General features: G+C 44.3%; 18 protein-coding genes and 1 rRNA gene. 15 read left to right on the forward strand and 4 right to left on the reverse strand.

Annotated features, from left to right (window positions below; genetic code table 11):
- Window positions 1-182 precede the first annotated feature (182 nt).
- The 4 genes from rrf to larA all read left to right on the forward strand — a co-directional run bounded on the left by rrf (window position 183) and on the right by larA (window position 2,902).
- A 5S ribosomal RNA gene (gene rrf / locus E4K68_RS00010) occupies window positions 183-299 on the forward strand.
- Between the two features lie 40 nt (window positions 300-339).
- The gene (locus E4K68_RS00015; protein WP_135376718.1) at window positions 340-570 is read left to right on the forward strand and encodes a hypothetical protein; all 231 of its coding nucleotides are present in this window, start codon (window positions 340-342) and stop codon (window positions 568-570) included.
- A 123-nt stretch (window positions 571-693) separates the two neighbouring features.
- Complete coding sequence (locus E4K68_RS21290) at window positions 694-1,557, forward strand: methyl-accepting chemotaxis protein (protein ID WP_135377206.1); 864 nt, start codon at window positions 694-696, stop codon at window positions 1,555-1,557.
- A gap of 82 nt (window positions 1,558-1,639) precedes the next feature.
- On the forward strand, window positions 1,640-2,902 hold the full coding sequence (larA, locus tag E4K68_RS00025) for a nickel-dependent lactate racemase (RefSeq protein WP_135376719.1): 1,263 nt from the start codon (window positions 1,640-1,642) through the stop codon (window positions 2,900-2,902).
- Window positions 2,903-3,067: 165 nt separating this feature from the next.
- Here the strand turns inward: larA and E4K68_RS00030 are convergent, their stop codons facing one another.
- From E4K68_RS00030 to E4K68_RS00045, 4 genes are all read right to left on the reverse strand, one after another.
- Window positions 3,068-3,289, reverse strand: coding sequence for an alpha/beta-type small acid-soluble spore protein (locus E4K68_RS00030; protein ID WP_135376720.1), 222 nt, complete (start codon window positions 3,287-3,289; stop codon window positions 3,068-3,070).
- Between the two features lie 124 nt (window positions 3,290-3,413).
- A complete protein-coding gene (gene hypB, locus E4K68_RS00035) occupies window positions 3,414-4,094 on the reverse strand; it encodes a hydrogenase nickel incorporation protein HypB (protein WP_135376721.1) in 681 nt (226 codons plus the stop codon).
- Window positions 4,095-4,436, reverse strand: a complete 342-nt coding sequence (hypA, locus tag E4K68_RS00040; RefSeq protein WP_135376722.1) for a hydrogenase maturation nickel metallochaperone HypA — start codon at window positions 4,434-4,436, stop codon at window positions 4,095-4,097.
- Window positions 4,437-4,561: 125 nt separating this feature from the next.
- Window positions 4,562-5,059 carry a HyaD/HybD family hydrogenase maturation endopeptidase gene (locus tag E4K68_RS00045; protein WP_135376723.1) on the reverse strand — a complete coding sequence of 166 codons (498 nt, stop codon included), beginning with the start codon at window positions 5,057-5,059 and terminating at the stop codon, window positions 4,562-4,564.
- Window positions 5,060-5,385: 326 nt separating this feature from the next.
- On the opposite strand from E4K68_RS00045, the gene hypF reads away from it, so the two are divergent.
- The 11 genes from hypF (at window position 5,386) to ruvB (ending at window position 15,000) form a co-directional block, all read left to right on the forward strand.
- Window positions 5,386-7,683 (forward strand): carbamoyltransferase HypF, encoded by a 2,298-nt coding sequence (gene hypF / locus E4K68_RS00050; protein WP_135376724.1) that lies wholly within the window; start codon window positions 5,386-5,388, stop codon window positions 7,681-7,683.
- A 1-nt stretch (window position 7,684) separates the two neighbouring features.
- Window positions 7,685-7,915, forward strand: a complete 231-nt coding sequence (locus E4K68_RS00055) for a HypC/HybG/HupF family hydrogenase formation chaperone (protein WP_135376725.1) — start codon at window positions 7,685-7,687, stop codon at window positions 7,913-7,915.
- A complete protein-coding gene (hypD, locus tag E4K68_RS00060; RefSeq protein WP_199241654.1) occupies window positions 7,893-8,990 on the forward strand; it encodes a hydrogenase formation protein HypD in 1,098 nt (365 codons plus the stop codon). Before E4K68_RS00055 ends, hypD begins: the two co-directional genes overlap by 23 nt.
- Window positions 8,990-9,982, forward strand: coding sequence for a hydrogenase expression/formation protein HypE (gene hypE, locus E4K68_RS00065; RefSeq protein ID WP_135376726.1), 993 nt, complete (start codon window positions 8,990-8,992; stop codon window positions 9,980-9,982). The genes hypD and hypE overlap by 1 nt, the downstream gene beginning before the upstream one ends.
- A 20-nt stretch (window positions 9,983-10,002) precedes the next feature.
- Window positions 10,003-10,413 (forward strand): DUF3842 family protein, encoded by a 411-nt coding sequence (locus E4K68_RS00070; protein WP_135376727.1) that lies wholly within the window; start codon window positions 10,003-10,005, stop codon window positions 10,411-10,413.
- Window positions 10,414-10,511: 98 nt separating this feature from the next.
- A complete protein-coding gene (gene cysK, locus E4K68_RS00075; RefSeq protein WP_135376728.1) occupies window positions 10,512-11,438 on the forward strand; it encodes a cysteine synthase A in 927 nt (308 codons plus the stop codon).
- Between the two features lie 109 nt (window positions 11,439-11,547).
- Window positions 11,548-12,300, forward strand: coding sequence for a YebC/PmpR family DNA-binding transcriptional regulator (locus E4K68_RS00080; protein WP_135376729.1), 753 nt, complete (start codon window positions 11,548-11,550; stop codon window positions 12,298-12,300).
- A gap of 96 nt (window positions 12,301-12,396) precedes the next feature.
- Window positions 12,397-12,759, forward strand: a complete 363-nt coding sequence (locus tag E4K68_RS00085; RefSeq protein WP_135376730.1) for a hypothetical protein — start codon at window positions 12,397-12,399, stop codon at window positions 12,757-12,759.
- 69 nt (window positions 12,760-12,828) lie between these two features.
- A complete protein-coding gene (gene ruvC, locus E4K68_RS00090) occupies window positions 12,829-13,326 on the forward strand; it encodes a crossover junction endodeoxyribonuclease RuvC (RefSeq protein ID WP_135377208.1) in 498 nt (165 codons plus the stop codon).
- On the forward strand, window positions 13,323-13,922 hold the full coding sequence (gene ruvA, locus E4K68_RS00095) for a Holliday junction branch migration protein RuvA (RefSeq protein WP_135376731.1): 600 nt from the start codon (window positions 13,323-13,325) through the stop codon (window positions 13,920-13,922). Before ruvC ends, ruvA begins: the two co-directional genes overlap by 4 nt.
- Window positions 13,923-13,965: 43 nt before the next feature.
- Window positions 13,966-15,000 (forward strand): Holliday junction branch migration DNA helicase RuvB, encoded by a 1,035-nt coding sequence (ruvB, locus tag E4K68_RS00100; RefSeq protein ID WP_135376732.1) that lies wholly within the window; start codon window positions 13,966-13,968, stop codon window positions 14,998-15,000.
- The last annotated feature ends 145 nt before the right edge of the window (window positions 15,001-15,145 follow it).

Raw genomic sequence — 15,145 nt, forward strand, 5'->3', positions numbered from 1 at the left:
GTTGATAGGCCAGGTGTGGAAGCACGGTGACGTGTGGAGCTGACTGGTACTAATCGGTCGAGGGCTTGACCTAACATGAGCGCTCTAGGTAAGTGGCTCAAATTCAATCGACAAAGACTAGATATTAGACTCTGTGCAGTTTTGAGAGAACAGCGTTCGCAAGAATGATGAAATCTCAGACATCTGGTGATCATGCCGAAGGGGTTCCACCCGTTCCCATACCGAACACGGAAGTTAAGACCTTCAGGGCCAAGAATACTTGGGGCGCAGGCCCCTGGGAACGTAGGTCATCGCCAGGTAAACCAGCAAAAGGACTATCTCTAACGAGGTAGTCTTTTTGTGTTAGAACGAACGATTTTCAAGCATTTAAACGTCTATGGGGTCGGAGTTCCACCCGTTCGGGTCCACATTGCCGGAGAATGCGTTACAAGCCGCAATGTGGCGAAAGTCTCGCCTTCGCCACGAAGTGTTCCTCTTGGATGGTTTACTCTCCACTGGAGACTATCGTGGCTAACGTGTACCAGAAGGGGAAGCCTTCAGGTACAAAGTACGATGGGCGTACTAAAGTAACCATTATTCATACGGACTCATTAGATGATTATGTGGTGAATATATGATACCATTGGTCAGACCATCAGACAAAAATATGCTATAATGTAGAGATATATTAGGCTGTAAAGGAGATCTAGAATGATGGTCGCGAAACTCAGTGATTTTATTGCTCAGAAAATAGTGAAATTCATCTATGAAAAGAGCGGGTTCGCTGTAATAGTCTGTGATGAGACAGGGACAATCATTGCGGATTCGGCTCAAACAAGAATAGGAATTCAGCATATAGGGAGTACGAAAATATTAACGACTTCGTGTGATTCAGCTTGTGTTACAGCCTCGGAAGCAGAAACTTCTGGGGGTCTTTATAAAGAGGGCTTTAGCCTAGCCATTGTAGTGGAGGGACATAAAATCGGCACGTTTGGCATTGCTGGACCACTAGAAATTGTACAGCCAGTTGCCACTATCGCGGCTGGTATGGTAGTTATGCTGTTAAGGGATGAGGAATTAAAGGCTATCATTCGTAATCAAGTACAGGTTCTGAGCACATCGGTGGAACAGGCTGCTAGTGCTGTAGAACAAACTGCCGCTTCTGCCCAAGAAGTCGCTTCAATCAGCCAAACTATAGCTGAAGTGGCCCTAGAAGGAAAAAATCAGCTTCATTCTACCTCCAGTATTTTGGAATTTATTCAGCGTGTGGCCAAACAAACCAATCTTTTAGGGCTGAATGCAGCAATTGAGGCCGCACGGGCAGGCGAAAAAGGGCGAGGTTTTTCAGTAGTAGCGAGTGAAGTACGCAAATTAGCCGAGGAAAGCAATCGTTCAGCCAGTGAAATAAGTAAGATTATTTTGGACTTTCAATCTATTATTGAAAAGATCGTAGAAAGTGTTCAGCATAACAGCGCCATTACCCAGCAGCAAGCACAGGCCAATCAGGAAATCGCTCACTTAGTAGAAGGGGTACAACAAGTGAGTAAGGAATTGAAGTCGCTAGCCTCTAATCTATAATGGATAACTCATCTTCTTTCGGCTTATACTATAGAAATCATGGTAATAGGTATAAGGTTGTACTGTAAAAGGGGATGTATCTATGGAAGTTAGCTTAGCGTATGGAAAAAATGGTCTGAACGTTATAGTTCCCGAGCATACGAGAATTGTTGCACCTAATCATTTGGAGTTACCAGAGGATGATCATGAACTTGTATTACAAGCTCTGCGTAATCCAAAAGGCACAAAACCGCTTAGAGAAATGGTTAAGTCGACTGACAGGGTTGTCATTGTAATTAGCGATATTACTAGGCCAACACCAAACCATAAATTAGTTCCTTGGCTACTTGAGGAACTTACCCATGTACCAATAGAAAACGTTACAATTATCAACGGCCTCGGGACCCACCGTGACCAAACTAGAGAAGAGTTTATTGAGATGCTAGGGGAAACGATTGTAAACACCGTTCGAATTATTAATCATCACTGTCACGAGAAATCAGAGCTAACGCACCTTGGAAAAAGCAGCTTCGGCTGTGAAGTATACTTAAATAAGGAATATGTGGAAGCCGACTTTAGGATTGTGACAGGGTTTATTGAACCACATTTCTTTGCGGGATTTTCTGGAGGACCTAAGGGAATTATGCCTGGTATCGCGGGTATTGAAACTATTCTAACCTTTCATAATGCTAAGATGATCGGGCATCCGTTGGCCACCTGGGGTGTTTTGGACAAGAATCCTCTACAAGAAATGACTAGGGAAGTCAACACTTTTTGTAAACCGGATTTTCTTCTTAATGTGGCACTGAATGGAGAAAGGGAAATAACTAACGTCTTTACAGGAGAATTGGTTGAAGCTCATGCTATTGGATGTGCTTTTGTTAAAGAGCATGCCATGATAAAATGCGAAAAGCGATTTGATGTGGTAATTACGACGAACGCTGGTTACCCTCTTGATCAGAACTTATATCAGGCCGTTAAAGGTATGAATGCTGCTCATAAGATTGTCAAACAAGGGGGTACAATTATTTGTGCAGCAGAATGCATCGAAGGTATGCCTGATCACGGTAACTTTGTTAAGATACTACAGATGCGCCAGTCTCCAAAAGATCTTTTAGAAATGATTAATGACCCTTCCTTTCACATGTTTGATCAGTGGGAAGCACAAAGACTGGCAATGATACAGGAATGGGCAGATGTTTATTTGTATTCCTTGTTACCAGAGGAATCAGTTAGAACAGCAATGCTCACTCCATCTCAGAATATTGAACAAACGCTCGATGATTTGAAGGCTAAATACGGTGATGAGATGAGTATTGCTGTATTGCCACTTGGACCTCTGACAATTCCTTATGTAGAAGAATAAATAGGCAACTATTACAAAGTAGGTGTTACCATAGAAATAAGGAAAGGACGTCGTCTATTATCGATCGTCCTTTCCTTATTTCTATGGTAAATTTGGATACTATATTTGTAGACATCTGCGTTGGCCGTCACATTATCTACAAAATTTTAGGTCGAAGATCTAAATTTAGTCAATAATATCCGAACCTTGTTCAGCCATTTCTTTTTCTGCAAAGGTGATCATTTTCTTGACCATGTTTCCGCCGATTTGACCAACTTCGCGTGTTGTCATATTGGCAAACCCTTTCTCTTGAATATCATCGTCTAATTCCAATTCTTCAGCTACTTCCCATTTCAGTTTGTCCAATTGTCCTTCGGATTCAGGTACTTCAGGTGTATTGCGGCTCATATGACATACCTCCAATTTTAGTTATTGAACGAAGTCGATATTATCTTATCCATCCAAAGAGACTCTATACAGAATTTAAAATCACTAGATAGTAATCATTCAATTATAAGACGTAAGAAGGCTCTCAGCCTACGTCTTTCCGATAGCTCACGACCTCTTGACTAAGCCAATTCGTCCACGCCTTCAAGCCATTTCCGTTGCGACAAGAAACCTCGAAGATCTGAATGTCTGGATTAATGGACCAAATATCTTGTTTCATAATCTCCATATTCACATCCGTGTACGGCTCAAGGTCCATTTTATTGAGTACAACCGCCTTGGCGCTGCGGAAGATCACGGGGTATTTCGAAGGTTTGTCGTCTCCTTCGACAATACTTAACACAATGACTTTAAACGCTTCTCCAAGATCAAAATCAGCTGGGCAAACGAGATTCCCCACATTTTCAATAACCATAAGTTCCGTAGAATTCCAATCGAATTCAGGCAAAACCTTATTTACCATTTTACTGTCTAAATGACATCCACCGCCTGTATTAATCTGAATGACCGGAATCTTGTGAGCGGCTATACGATCCGCGTCTTTACTGGTAACGATATCTCCCTCAATAATTCCAACATGCAGGTTCGCGGTTAATTGGGGCAACATTTTTTCCAATAGTGATGTTTTTCCTGCGCCAGGCGAACCTATCAGATTAATGGTTAAACAATTATGCTTGCGAAAATGAGCGCGATTTACTTCGGCTTGCATATCATTTGAACTGAGCAAATTCGCCATTACTTCAATTTCACGACGACTTGGTTCCACTTATTCAACCTCCAGACTTTCGAGTAAAAGCTCCTGTCCCTGAATCACTTCAATACCGGCATGTTGACAGTTAGGACAAAGGAAAAACATTGTTTCCACGGTAAACTCGTAATGACAATTTCGGCAATGACCACGCACTGAAACGCACTCCACAATTAGCTCGGCACCTTCGCAGAGGGTATCTTTGCTATAAGCCTCAAACACCATCTGTAAGGCATCCGGATCCGCATTCGTAAGTTCTCCAACTTTTAGCTTAACCTGAAGGACTCGCTTTACTTCATGCAGAGAGAGGGTCTTTTCAATGACTTCAAATACTCCTCCCATCAAAGACATTTCGTGCACACCATCTCTCCTCCGTATATGAAACTATTATCCCAAATATGAAGAATTTAGTGTTCTGATTCGAGGAATTCACAGGGTGCAAGTATCTTATAATCCAAACGTTAAAAACACTTGTAGTACTTTGATTAAGCCGATAAAACCGAAGTGAAAGTCCCTTTAAGCTGGATAGTATCGATCTCTTCGAGAATTAATTCCGTAAGACGAGGAAACTGGGCTTCGATCTCTGGACTGATGTCCACTCCCCATTCTAAACTTTTGGGTTGAACACCAAAAATTAAGGTTTTCGGGCTCTTGTCCAATAGGTTAGCAATAGCGAGTACCTCGATAATCCCTATTTCATGAAACGAAACTTCGCGATGTTCAGAAAGTGCGTGAAGATCACCCGGTTGCAAGCGAAACAATGTGCCAGGCTCAGCGTTAGCATTGAGGGCATCAACAATAATCAGAAAATCGACTTCTCGAATTAGATGAATAAGGTCAAGTCCTGCCGTGCCTCCCTCAAGAAGTTCTACACTCTCAGGAAGGGACTTCTTCGCAAGTTGGTCCAAAAAGCGAACGCCTAAACCCTCGTCAGATAAGAGGATGTTTCCAACCCCCATCACCATAATTCTTGGTAAAAGCATGATTATAGTTCCATTCCCTTCTTAAAGGTTGGTCTTGAATAGGCATTGGCCAGTGGGGATGTTCTCGAAAATATCGTGAGATGGAGTAAAAAGACATTATTATTCTTATACTTGCCAAAAAAAGAAAAGTAGAAACATATTTTTAAAGTTTATTAAGAAAAAAGTTTGGGATATTAAAATTTATAAATTTTGTTATAATAATTTGAAAATTAATTAATATTACTGGAAATAATACCCTCATCTACTTGATGAACTTAGAGCGTGGCGTGTACAATAAGGGTTATAAGATTTAATATGAGGAAGCTTTTGAGGGCTGAACGTTTAAAATGAATCTACAAGCAATGGTATTTTACTTCAATGGGATTGTTCAAGGGGTAGGCTTTCGGCCTTTTGTGTTTAAACTAGCAGCAGAACTGGATATTAAAGGGTGGGTGAAGAACTCAAGCCATGGTGTAACGATTCATGCAGAAGGAGATAATCTCGAACTGTTCTATCATCGTTTGCAAACTGAAGCGCCGCCTTTGGCCAACATCTTGACGGCACGATCTGCTGGGGTAGAGCCCATGAATTATGCAACGTTCGAAATAGTTCAGAGTGAAACGGAACAAGGTGCGGACGTATTAATTTCTCCGGATGTTGCAACATGCGGAGATTGTCTTAAGGATATGGCTGATTCCAATAATCGGCGCTATCGATTTCCTTTCGCTAATTGTACGAATTGTGGGCCACGCTATACGATCATACGTGATGTTCCTTATGATCGAGCACAAACGACCATGTCAGATTTCCCAATGTGTGAATCCTGCGCTACTGAATATAAGAATCCTTGGGATCGTCGTTTTCATGCACAGCCTGTTGCCTGTGAGGATTGCGGACCGGAGGTTCAATTGAGGGATGCAATGGGCAACCTTCTCCCTGGTATCGGCGTTGATCAACTGGCCCAAGGTGGGATAATAGCAGTGAAAGGGCTAGGGGGGTTCCATCTCGTTTGCGATGCACGAAACACAGAGGCTGTCCACCGCTTGCGGGGACGAAAAGAACGTGGGTCCAAGCCGTTTGCCTTAATGGCAAGATCTATTGAATTAGCCTCTAAAGAGGTGGTTATTGGCGCGAAAGAAGAGGATTTGTTACTTAGCCCGTCTGCACCTATTGTCGTTCTTGAACGACAGCGTGTAATAGGGGATTCTTTACCAGAGGATATTGCGCCCGGTATATATACGCTAGGAATCATACTTCCTTACACACCGCTTCATCATCTTTTGTTTGAAGGACCCTATGATTTTTTGGTTATGACAAGTGCCAACCTCAGTGGGCGTCCTCTAATTTATACAAATGAAGAGGCTTTGGTGGCATTACAGGGAATTGCTGATTACTTTTTAATGCATAACCGAGACATTTATCATCCTTGCGACGACTCGGTTGTTCAAGTGATTGGAGACGAAGCGGTTTTTCTTCGTCGAGCCCGCGGATATGTTCCGTTGCCGATTTCGTTATCGACCATACAGGTCAAGACCCCACTTCTTGGTGTAGGTGGTGAACTAAAAAATGCTTTTTGTCTTGCGTTTGGGCAGAAGGCTTTTGTCAGTCAATACATAGGAAATATGGAAGGGTATGAAAACCTCCAACGTTTTCACCAGGAACTGGAATCTTTTCAACGAGTTATCAATATCATGCCGAGAGCTATTGCTTACGATAGCCACCCAAACTACCATTTGACACGATTTGCCCAAGAGCAGCCCTTGGCTAAGCTTTCTGTTCAACATCATCATGCCCATCTAGTCAGTGTGTTGGGGGAATGGAATCGAACAGGGCCAACTTTAGGAATTATCTGCGATGGAACTGGATTCGGAGAAGATCATCATATTTGGGGATTTGAAGTTTTATATGGTAATGCCTCAGGCTATGAACGAAAGGGACATCTTGAGTACCTACCACTTCCTGCGGGAGATACTGGTGCAAAACATCCTTTGCGAATTGCTTATGCTTATATCAAAACTCTTTTAGATAGTGAGGCGTGGAAAAAGACTGAGCCTCTCTGGACAGCGCTTTCTGTCAATGAACGTCAGATTATAGAACGACAACTTGATACAGGAGTTCAGGTCTTTCGAACTTCGAGTGCTGGCAGGCTCTTTGACGCGGTGAGTGGATTGCTTGGTGTTTGTACAAAGGTAACCTATGAAGGGCAAGCTGCGATTGAGTTGGAAAGTATCGCTACAAGGTTTTTGAGGAAACAGCACGTAGAAGGGGGAGATCGGGGGAACGGAAATGGACAATCTCTCTATCCTTATGAAGTGAGAATGGAGGACGCGGTCCACATCCTCGGAGTCGGTCCGTTATTGAATGAACTAACACAAGACGTTTTTCTCGGCGTAAGTCGAGGAGAAATAGCGTATCGGTTCCATATGACGATTGCTCAGGCTATGGTGGATTTAGCAATACGAGTACATATAGAAAATGATCCTTTGGTATTAAATGGGGGAGTCTTCCAAAATAAGCTTTTGACCGAAGCCGTCCTTAAAATCTGTCAAGACAAGGGGATTAAAGTCTTACGTTCCCGAACGCTCCCACCAGGAGACGGTGGGCTCGCCTTCGGACAACTATTAATTGCGAATGAGGTGTTATAAAATGTGTTTAGCCATTCCGGCTAAAGTTGTTACGATGGATGGATGGACTTCTAAAGTTGATATGATGGGGAATGAACGTGTTGTTAGTATCAACTTGGTACCTGAGGTCAAAATTGGTGAATACGTTTTAGTTCATGCAGGATTTGCCATTAGCATTATAGACGACGAGAGTGCCAAAGAAACTGAAGAACTCCTGCTGGAGGTAGCCCATGCCTATGACGAAGGAGAGTAAGGATCGTTTGGACAAGGCGGCGAGCTATTGTTTAGAAATTGAGGGTTTGGCCCAAAGACCGTTTACAATCATGGAGGTTTGTGGAACGCATACTGTGGCCATCGCTAAAAACGCAATTCGAGAGTTGCTGCCAGAGACGGTTCGCTTAATTTCGGGTCCTGGTTGTCCTGTGTGTGTGACAGATAGCCATGATATTGACCGCTATCTCTATTTAGCTGCCCAACCAAAGGTTATAACGGCTACCTTCGGAGACATGATTCGGGTGCCGGGGACGGAGAAAAATTTACAGGAATTAAGAGCAGAAGGGGCGGACGTGCGAATAGTTTATTCAACCCTGGATGCATTAGAGTTAGCACGTAAAAATCCTACTAAAGAGGTTGTGTTTTTGGGAATTGGGTTTGAAACGACCGTCCCTACGGTCGCAGTAAGTTTAGAAACAGCAAAACATGAAGGAATAGAGAATTACAGCGTTTTATCTATGCACAAGGTCGTTCCCCCGGTCTTAAGATTATTAGCTGAGGATGATGAAATAAGAGTCGATGCCTTCCTTGATCCAGGGCATGTTTGCTCCATTATTGGAATTGGGCCAATTGAGTTTATGGCTAAGGAGTATGGCAAACCAGGGGTTGTGACAGGGTTCGGAGCTTTGGATATTTTGGAAGCGATTGTTATGCTCCTTCGGCAACGTGCAGAAGGTCGTTCAGAACTTGAAATCCAATATAAACGTGTCGTTAAAGCAGAGGGAAACCTGCGTGCTAGAATGTTCATCGAACAGGTCTTTGAACTAGTAGATGTCTCATGGCGGGGTATGGGGATGATCCATCAGAGTGGCTTGGGTATTCGTAAGGAATACAGTGCTTGGGATGCGGCTCGGAAATTCGCTCTACCAGTTTTTCATTCGAAAGAACCCCCTGGGTGCCGGTGTGGAGAAGTCTTAAAAGGACTAATTAATCCGACCCAATGTCCGTTGTTTGGCAAGCGTTGTACGCCGATGAAGCCTGTTGGACCCTGTATGGTGTCTAACGAAGGGTCTTGTGCTGCTTATCATAGGTACGTACAAAGGAGCGTGACTTAATGGAACGCGTTATGTTAGCCCACGGAAGTGGTGGGCGGTTGAGCCACGAGCTAATTCGTACTCTTTTTCAGAGATACTTAGGAAATGATTACTTAGATCAGATGAGTGATGCAACGGCTTTGCCGGGCAGAGAGCATATTGCTGTAACAACCGACTCGTTTGTTGTCTCACCTTTGTTTTTTCGTGGGGGAAATATCGGTAAGCTTGCGGTATGTGGTACTGTCAATGACCTTGCGGTTAGTGGAGCTGTTCCGCAGTTTTTAACACTTGCGCTTATATTGGAAGAAGGCTTTCCCATAGAAGAATTGGAACGGATTATTAAGAGTGTTGCCGTAACTGCAGCCGAAGCAGGCATAATGATCGTTTGCGGAGATACGAAAGTCGTCGAACGAGGAAGTGCGGATAAAATTTTTATAAATACAACAGGAATTGGGTATATTACGGATCGTTCAGTGGGTCCAGAGCAGATTCGGCCAGGAGATGAGATCCTCATTACAGGAACGATTGGAGATCATGGGATTGCTATTTTGTCTGAGCGGGAAGGGCTCGAATTTCAAACCCCGGTTATGAGTGACTGTGCGCCTTTAAATGGACTTATAGATGCTTTTTATGTGTCTGGCGTCAGATGCATGAGGGACCCTACCCGTGGTGGCGTGGCGACGACGTTAAATGAATTGGCGCAACAAGCGGGAGTGAGTATGCTCTTGAAAGAAGAATGTTTTCCACTCTCTCCTAGCGTGGGTGGAGCATGTGAGATGTTAGGACTTGATCCCCTTTATTTGGCGAATGAAGGAAAAGCACTGGTTATTGTGGCACCAGAAGTCGCGGAGGAAGTCCTCCTAACGATGAAGGCCCATCCTTTGGGATTCCATGCGGCTCGTATTGGGCGAGTTCAACGAGGAAAGGCGGGGCTAGTGCTTTTAGAGACACCATTGGGGGGGAAGCGTATCGTGGGAATGCTTGAAGGTGAACATCTTCCCCGTATATGCTGAGAAGGAGTGAGGAGAGTAGTATGCGAATTGCAGTCATAGATGGGCAGGGTGGCGGCATTGGTAAACATATTGTAGAACAGTTACGCAAGCGGATTCCCGAGCTGAATATTCTTGCACTGGGCACGAATGCCCTTGCTACAGGAGCAATGTTGCGAGCCGGGGCCACAGAGGGAGCTTCAGGAGAGTCCGCGATTTGTTACAATGTCGATCGAGTAGATATCATTGTGGGCTCGGTTGCTGTTATGATGGTCTATGGGCTGCTGGGGGAGATCACGTCGGGGATGGCTATTGCTATTGCTTCCAGTAAAGCGGAAAAATTGCTTCTTCCTATACAACGCGGGAATATTCTACTAGTGGGTGTTCCACGAACCCCTCTGCCCCACCAGATTGAAGCCCTGGTCATCGAAGTAGAGGAACGTATTAGAACGTAATACATTCTTGTCAATTGCTAAGGTTTTGTTTGACAAACGGCCTAGTGCTTGATAATATTATACCATACTAAAATGATATGAATTGGGGGAATTAAAAAATGAGAGTTGTTGATTCGATTACAGATTTGATTGGGCAGACTCCATTGGTTCGATTAAATCGATTGGTTAAGCCCGGAATGGCTAATGTTTATGTCAAAGTCGAATCGTTTAATCCTGGTGGAAGCATAAAAGATCGAATAGCCCTAGGTATGATACGGGATGCTGAGGAACGTGGGGCACTTCGCCCTGGGGGAACTATCGTCGAGCCGACAAGCGGGAACACGGGTATTGGGCTAGCTATGATCGCGGCTGCTCGAGGTTATCGATTAATTGTTGTGTTGCCGGAAACTATGAGTGTTGAACGGCGAATGCTTATGGCAGCTTATGGGGCTGAATTTGTGTTAACCCCTGGAGCAGCAGGGATGAATGGAGCAATTGAAGAGGCCAAACGTTTGGTTGCTGAAAATCCTGACTATTTCATGCCTCAGCAATTTGAAAACCCCTCTAACCCAGAAGCGCATCGCCGGAGCACGGCCTTGGAGCTTCTCGAACAATTAAGTGTTATCGATGCTTTTGTTGCGGGGATCGGTACCGGAGGAACGATAACTGGAGTAGGAGAGATCCTGAAAGCCCGTCAACCTGAAGTCAAGGTTATAGGGGTGGAACCAGCTTCGTCTCCAGTTATTTCCGGTGGAAAACCTGGGTCGCATAAAATTCAAGGAATTGGTGCAGGGTTTGTCCCTGCAGTTTTAAATCGAATGGTAGTAGATGAGATTATTCAAGTGAGTAATGATGACGCCATGGAGATAACTCGACGTTTAGCACGGGAGGAAGGGCTTTTAGTAGGCATTTCTTCCGGAGCGGCTGTAAGCGCAGCACTTAAGGTGGCCGCAGCCTTGGGAGATGGGAAGAACGTTGTTGTTGTTGCCCCAGATACCGGAGAGCGTTATTTAAGCACTGAAGTTTTTGCCAATAAAGAAAAATGATAGGTGCTTTAAGAGGCGAAATTGATCTAGAAGTTCGATATTGCTTTACAAGAGAAATTGCCTTATGCTAAACTATTTAATAGTGGACTAGCATAAGGAGGAGTTTGTCGTGTCAGGACATTCAAAATGGGCAAACATTAAACATAAAAAAGGTAAGGCGGATGCCCAAAAGGGGAAAATGTTTACTAAACTGGGCCGAGAATTGGTTGTTGCTTCCCGTGCCTGTGGTGGAGACGTTAATGACTTTCGGTTAAAGATTGCCATTGAAAACGCCAAAGCAGAAAATGTGCCCAATGAAAATATTCAACGGGCTATTCTTAAAGGGAGTGGCGGCGCAGAAGGTGCAGTTTATGAAGAGCTGCGTTATGAGGGGTATGGCCCAGGTGGGGTTGCCGTTATGATCGACATCTTGACCGATAACCGTAACCGCACGGCCGGTGAAGTTCGCCATATCTTCTCCAAAAATGGTGGGAACATGGGTGAAACTGGATGCGTTAGTTGGATGTTTCAAGAAAAGGGCCAATTGAGAATCCTGCGTGAAGGGCTTAGGTTAAGCGAAGATGATTTAATGATGATGACCTTAGAAGCAGGAGCTGAGGATTTCGAAGTGGATGAAGAGGGGTTTGTTGTATACACGGCTCCTGAAGCTTTAGAGGGTGTTCGTCAAGCTCTTGCAGATCAAAAAATCTCTGTTGTTGAATCTGTTGTCAGTCCGATTCCCCAAAACACAATCGAAATAACGGATGCAGACCAGGCTCGGAAGATTGTTCATTTGATGGATATCCTGGAGGAGCATGATGATTCACAAGGCGTATATTCCAATTTTGAATTAGCAGACGCCTTGGCAAGTGAAGATTTCTAAAACAAACTAAAAGCTTTTCAAAATTGCATGACGATTAAAGTAAGCCCTCCTGGCAAGACTAGAACAAAGAAGACAATGTCAGGAGGGTTTTTCATTATGTCCAGATGGAAAGTAATGAGTATAGTTCTTATGATTGGATTGGGGATTGGCGGCATCGTGCCAGCTACAACGTCTTGGTGGTACGCTAAAAATCGTATCGGAAGCACTGATATAAATGCAGAGACTGCTATAGCAAAGGAAGCGCCTGCCAAGGTAATCTATCATTTTAAGATGGAGCAAGGGGTATTATCTGTTATCGAAGGAAACCTTGGATCAAGTGGTAGAGTCATCGTAACGGGCTTAAATGTTCAGACTTGGCCAAAGGAGATGGTGGACATGGCGCCGAAGGTCGAGTTTTATTCACTAGATGAAGTTCAGTCGTTTATCGACACTGCGAACGAACCTCTTTGGCAAGAGTAGAAGTGAGTGATGGAGAAAAGGAATCATCCGCCTTCTGTCGAATTCTAATTAGCAGAAAGGAAGATGCGTTTGATTATTTTAGGAATTGACCCCGGGACGGCGATTATGGGCTATGGACTTATTGAACAAAAAGGGAATCATTTAAGCGCGATCGCTTATTCTTGCTGGCGAACTCCGGCTCATACCCCACTGGCAGAACGCTTATTAATGTTATATGAACAGATTAACCCTTTTCTCCGGGATTACACTCCCGATCATATTGCGGTTGAAGAACTGTTTTTTAGCCGTAATACTACGACCGCCTTAGCCGTCGGGCACGCGCGAGGGGTGGTTTTGTTGGCGAGCGCCCAACAGGGAATTCCGGTCTATGAATATACCCCTTTGCAGGTCAAACAAGCCGTCGTTGGGTATGGAAGGGCCGAAAAGAGGCAGGTTCAGCAAATGGTCAGAGGGTTGTTGAGACTGGAGGAAATCCCTAAGCCAGACGATACCGCAGATGCCTTAGCCATTGCGATCTGTCATGCGCACAGCTATACATTGGACCGGAGAATGGGGGAATTCCGTTGATTGGAATGCTGAGAGGTAAGGTTTGGGAAATCCAATCAGAGCGTTTAGTGATCGATGTTCAAGGGGTTGGGTATCTTCTTACCGTGCCTTATGGACTTCTCGCGAAGGCTGTCCCTGGGCAAGAACTTGTCGTATATACTCATGTAGTTATGCGTGAAGATGATTTGTCTCTTTACGGTTTTTCGTCCTTAGAAGAAAAACAACTATTTCTGGAAATGTTGAGTGTTTCTGGCATTGGACCTAAGGCAGCTATATCGATACTTTCAACCTTTGGGGCAGTTCAGATTGAAAGTGCCATTGTTAGTGAAAATCTTAATTTATTGACCAAAGTACCGGGTATTGGCAAGAAAACAGCTCAACGTCTTATTTTAGAATTAAAAGAAAAATTCAAAGGACATAGTACTTTGTCCACGCGTGAGGGAGCATTTTCTGAATCCACTCCACTCACGCACTCTGAAGCTTTGCAAACACTACTGGCTCTGGGGTTTGGTATAGACGAAGCAAGGCAAGCACTAGGTCATGTTCTTAAAGACGGTGGGGAATTATCGACCGAAGTGCAAGTGAAAAAGGCTTTGCGGTTACTTGCCGGCGGCTAATTCAGGGTTAAATCACGAAATGCGGATGAGGGAGGGCTAGAAAATGGAAGAACGTTTAGTTGCTCCACAAGAACAACTAACAGATCATGAAGGGGAAGTACTTCGTCCTCATCGCATGAACGACTATATTGGTCAGAGAAAAGTCAAAGAAAATTTAGGAATCTTTATTCAAGCTGCATCGACGCGTGGAGAGGCTTTGGATCACGTCTTATTATATGGACCACCTGGTTTGGGAAAAACAACGCTTGCCAATATTATTGCTGCGGAAATGGGCGTGAGTATTCGCACTTCTTCTGGTCCAGCGATTGAACGACCTGGGGACCTAGCTGCCATACTTACTGGCCTAGAGCCTAGGGATGTTCTTTTCATCGATGAAATACACCGTTTGAACTCAACGACAGAAGAAATTCTCTATTCGGCTATGGAAGATGGATGTCTAGATATTGTGATCGGAAAAGGGCCAAGTGCCCGTTCAATTCGTCTGTCCCTTCCTCCGTTTACATTAGTGGGGGCCACAACACGGGCTGGACAGTTAACGTCTCCTTTGCGGGATCGTTTTGGAGTTATTAGCCGCTTAGAATTCTACGAGGTTGAGGATTTAAAGGAAATTGTTTTACGGGCAGCTGGTATTTTGCGCTTGGGTATCACTGACGAAGGTGCGGAAGAAATTGCCCGCCGTTCCCGTGGAACGCCAAGAATTGGCAATCGTTTGCTAAAACGAGTTAGGGATTTTGCCTTAGTATGGGGAGACGGTGTCGTTACGCAAACAATTGCACGTGAAGCGTTAAATCGGCTGGAAGTGGATCCGGTGGGCTTGGATAATATTGACCAGAAAACCCTGAGAACTATTATCTTAACGTTTGCAGGAGGACCTGTGGGCTTGGAAACACTAGCAGCAACCATCGGAGAAGAATCAGAGACCTTGGAAGATGTTGTGGAACCGTACTTGCTTCAAATGGGTTTTCTGCAACGTACTCCCCGCGGACGAATGGCGACAGCAAGGGCCTATCAACATTTAGGATATTCGCTTCCCCAGAATCGGGCGGAATGCGGACTTTTCACGGAGGAACGTACGTAAGAAGAAAAATCAACAGCATATAAGCCGAGAAAAAAGGGCACTCTGAGCATAAAGAAAGAAAGCTAGGATGGCGTGCAAAGTTGCACTCAGAAGAGTTCATAGGTGTGTCGAGAACTTCTGATTTCAAGTGCGTTCTTCGAGCATA

Source organism: Desulfosporosinus sp. Sb-LF (genome assembly GCF_004766055.1).
Lineage (GTDB): Bacteria > Bacillota > Desulfitobacteriia > Desulfitobacteriales > Desulfitobacteriaceae > Desulfosporosinus.

What these genes read in the sequence shown, in the direction of transcription:
- E4K68_RS21290 (WP_135377206.1), top strand. Translation starts at nt 694, where the DNA reads ATGGTCGCGAAACTCAGTGATTTTATTGCTCAGAAAATAGTGAAATTC.
- larA (WP_135376719.1), top strand. Translation starts at nt 1,640, where the DNA reads ATGGAAGTTAGCTTAGCGTATGGAAAAAATGGTCTGAACGTTATAGTT.
- E4K68_RS00030 (WP_135376720.1), bottom strand. Translation starts at nt 3,289, where the DNA reads ATGAGCCGCAATACACCTGAAGTACCTGAATCCGAAGGACAATTGGAC.
- E4K68_RS00045 (WP_135376723.1), bottom strand. Translation starts at nt 5,059, where the DNA reads ATGCTTTTACCAAGAATTATGGTGATGGGGGTTGGAAACATCCTCTTA.
- hypF (WP_135376724.1), top strand. Translation starts at nt 5,386, where the DNA reads ATGAATCTACAAGCAATGGTATTTTACTTCAATGGGATTGTTCAAGGG.
- E4K68_RS00055 (WP_135376725.1), top strand. Translation starts at nt 7,685, where the DNA reads ATGTGTTTAGCCATTCCGGCTAAAGTTGTTACGATGGATGGATGGACT.
- hypD (WP_199241654.1), top strand. Translation starts at nt 7,893, where the DNA reads ATGCCTATGACGAAGGAGAGTAAGGATCGTTTGGACAAGGCGGCGAGC.
- hypE (WP_135376726.1), top strand. Translation starts at nt 8,990, where the DNA reads ATGGAACGCGTTATGTTAGCCCACGGAAGTGGTGGGCGGTTGAGCCAC.
- E4K68_RS00070 (WP_135376727.1), top strand. Translation starts at nt 10,003, where the DNA reads ATGCGAATTGCAGTCATAGATGGGCAGGGTGGCGGCATTGGTAAACAT.
- cysK (WP_135376728.1), top strand. Translation starts at nt 10,512, where the DNA reads ATGAGAGTTGTTGATTCGATTACAGATTTGATTGGGCAGACTCCATTG.
- E4K68_RS00085 (WP_135376730.1), top strand. Translation starts at nt 12,397, where the DNA reads ATGTCCAGATGGAAAGTAATGAGTATAGTTCTTATGATTGGATTGGGG.
- ruvB (WP_135376732.1), top strand. Translation starts at nt 13,966, where the DNA reads ATGGAAGAACGTTTAGTTGCTCCACAAGAACAACTAACAGATCATGAA.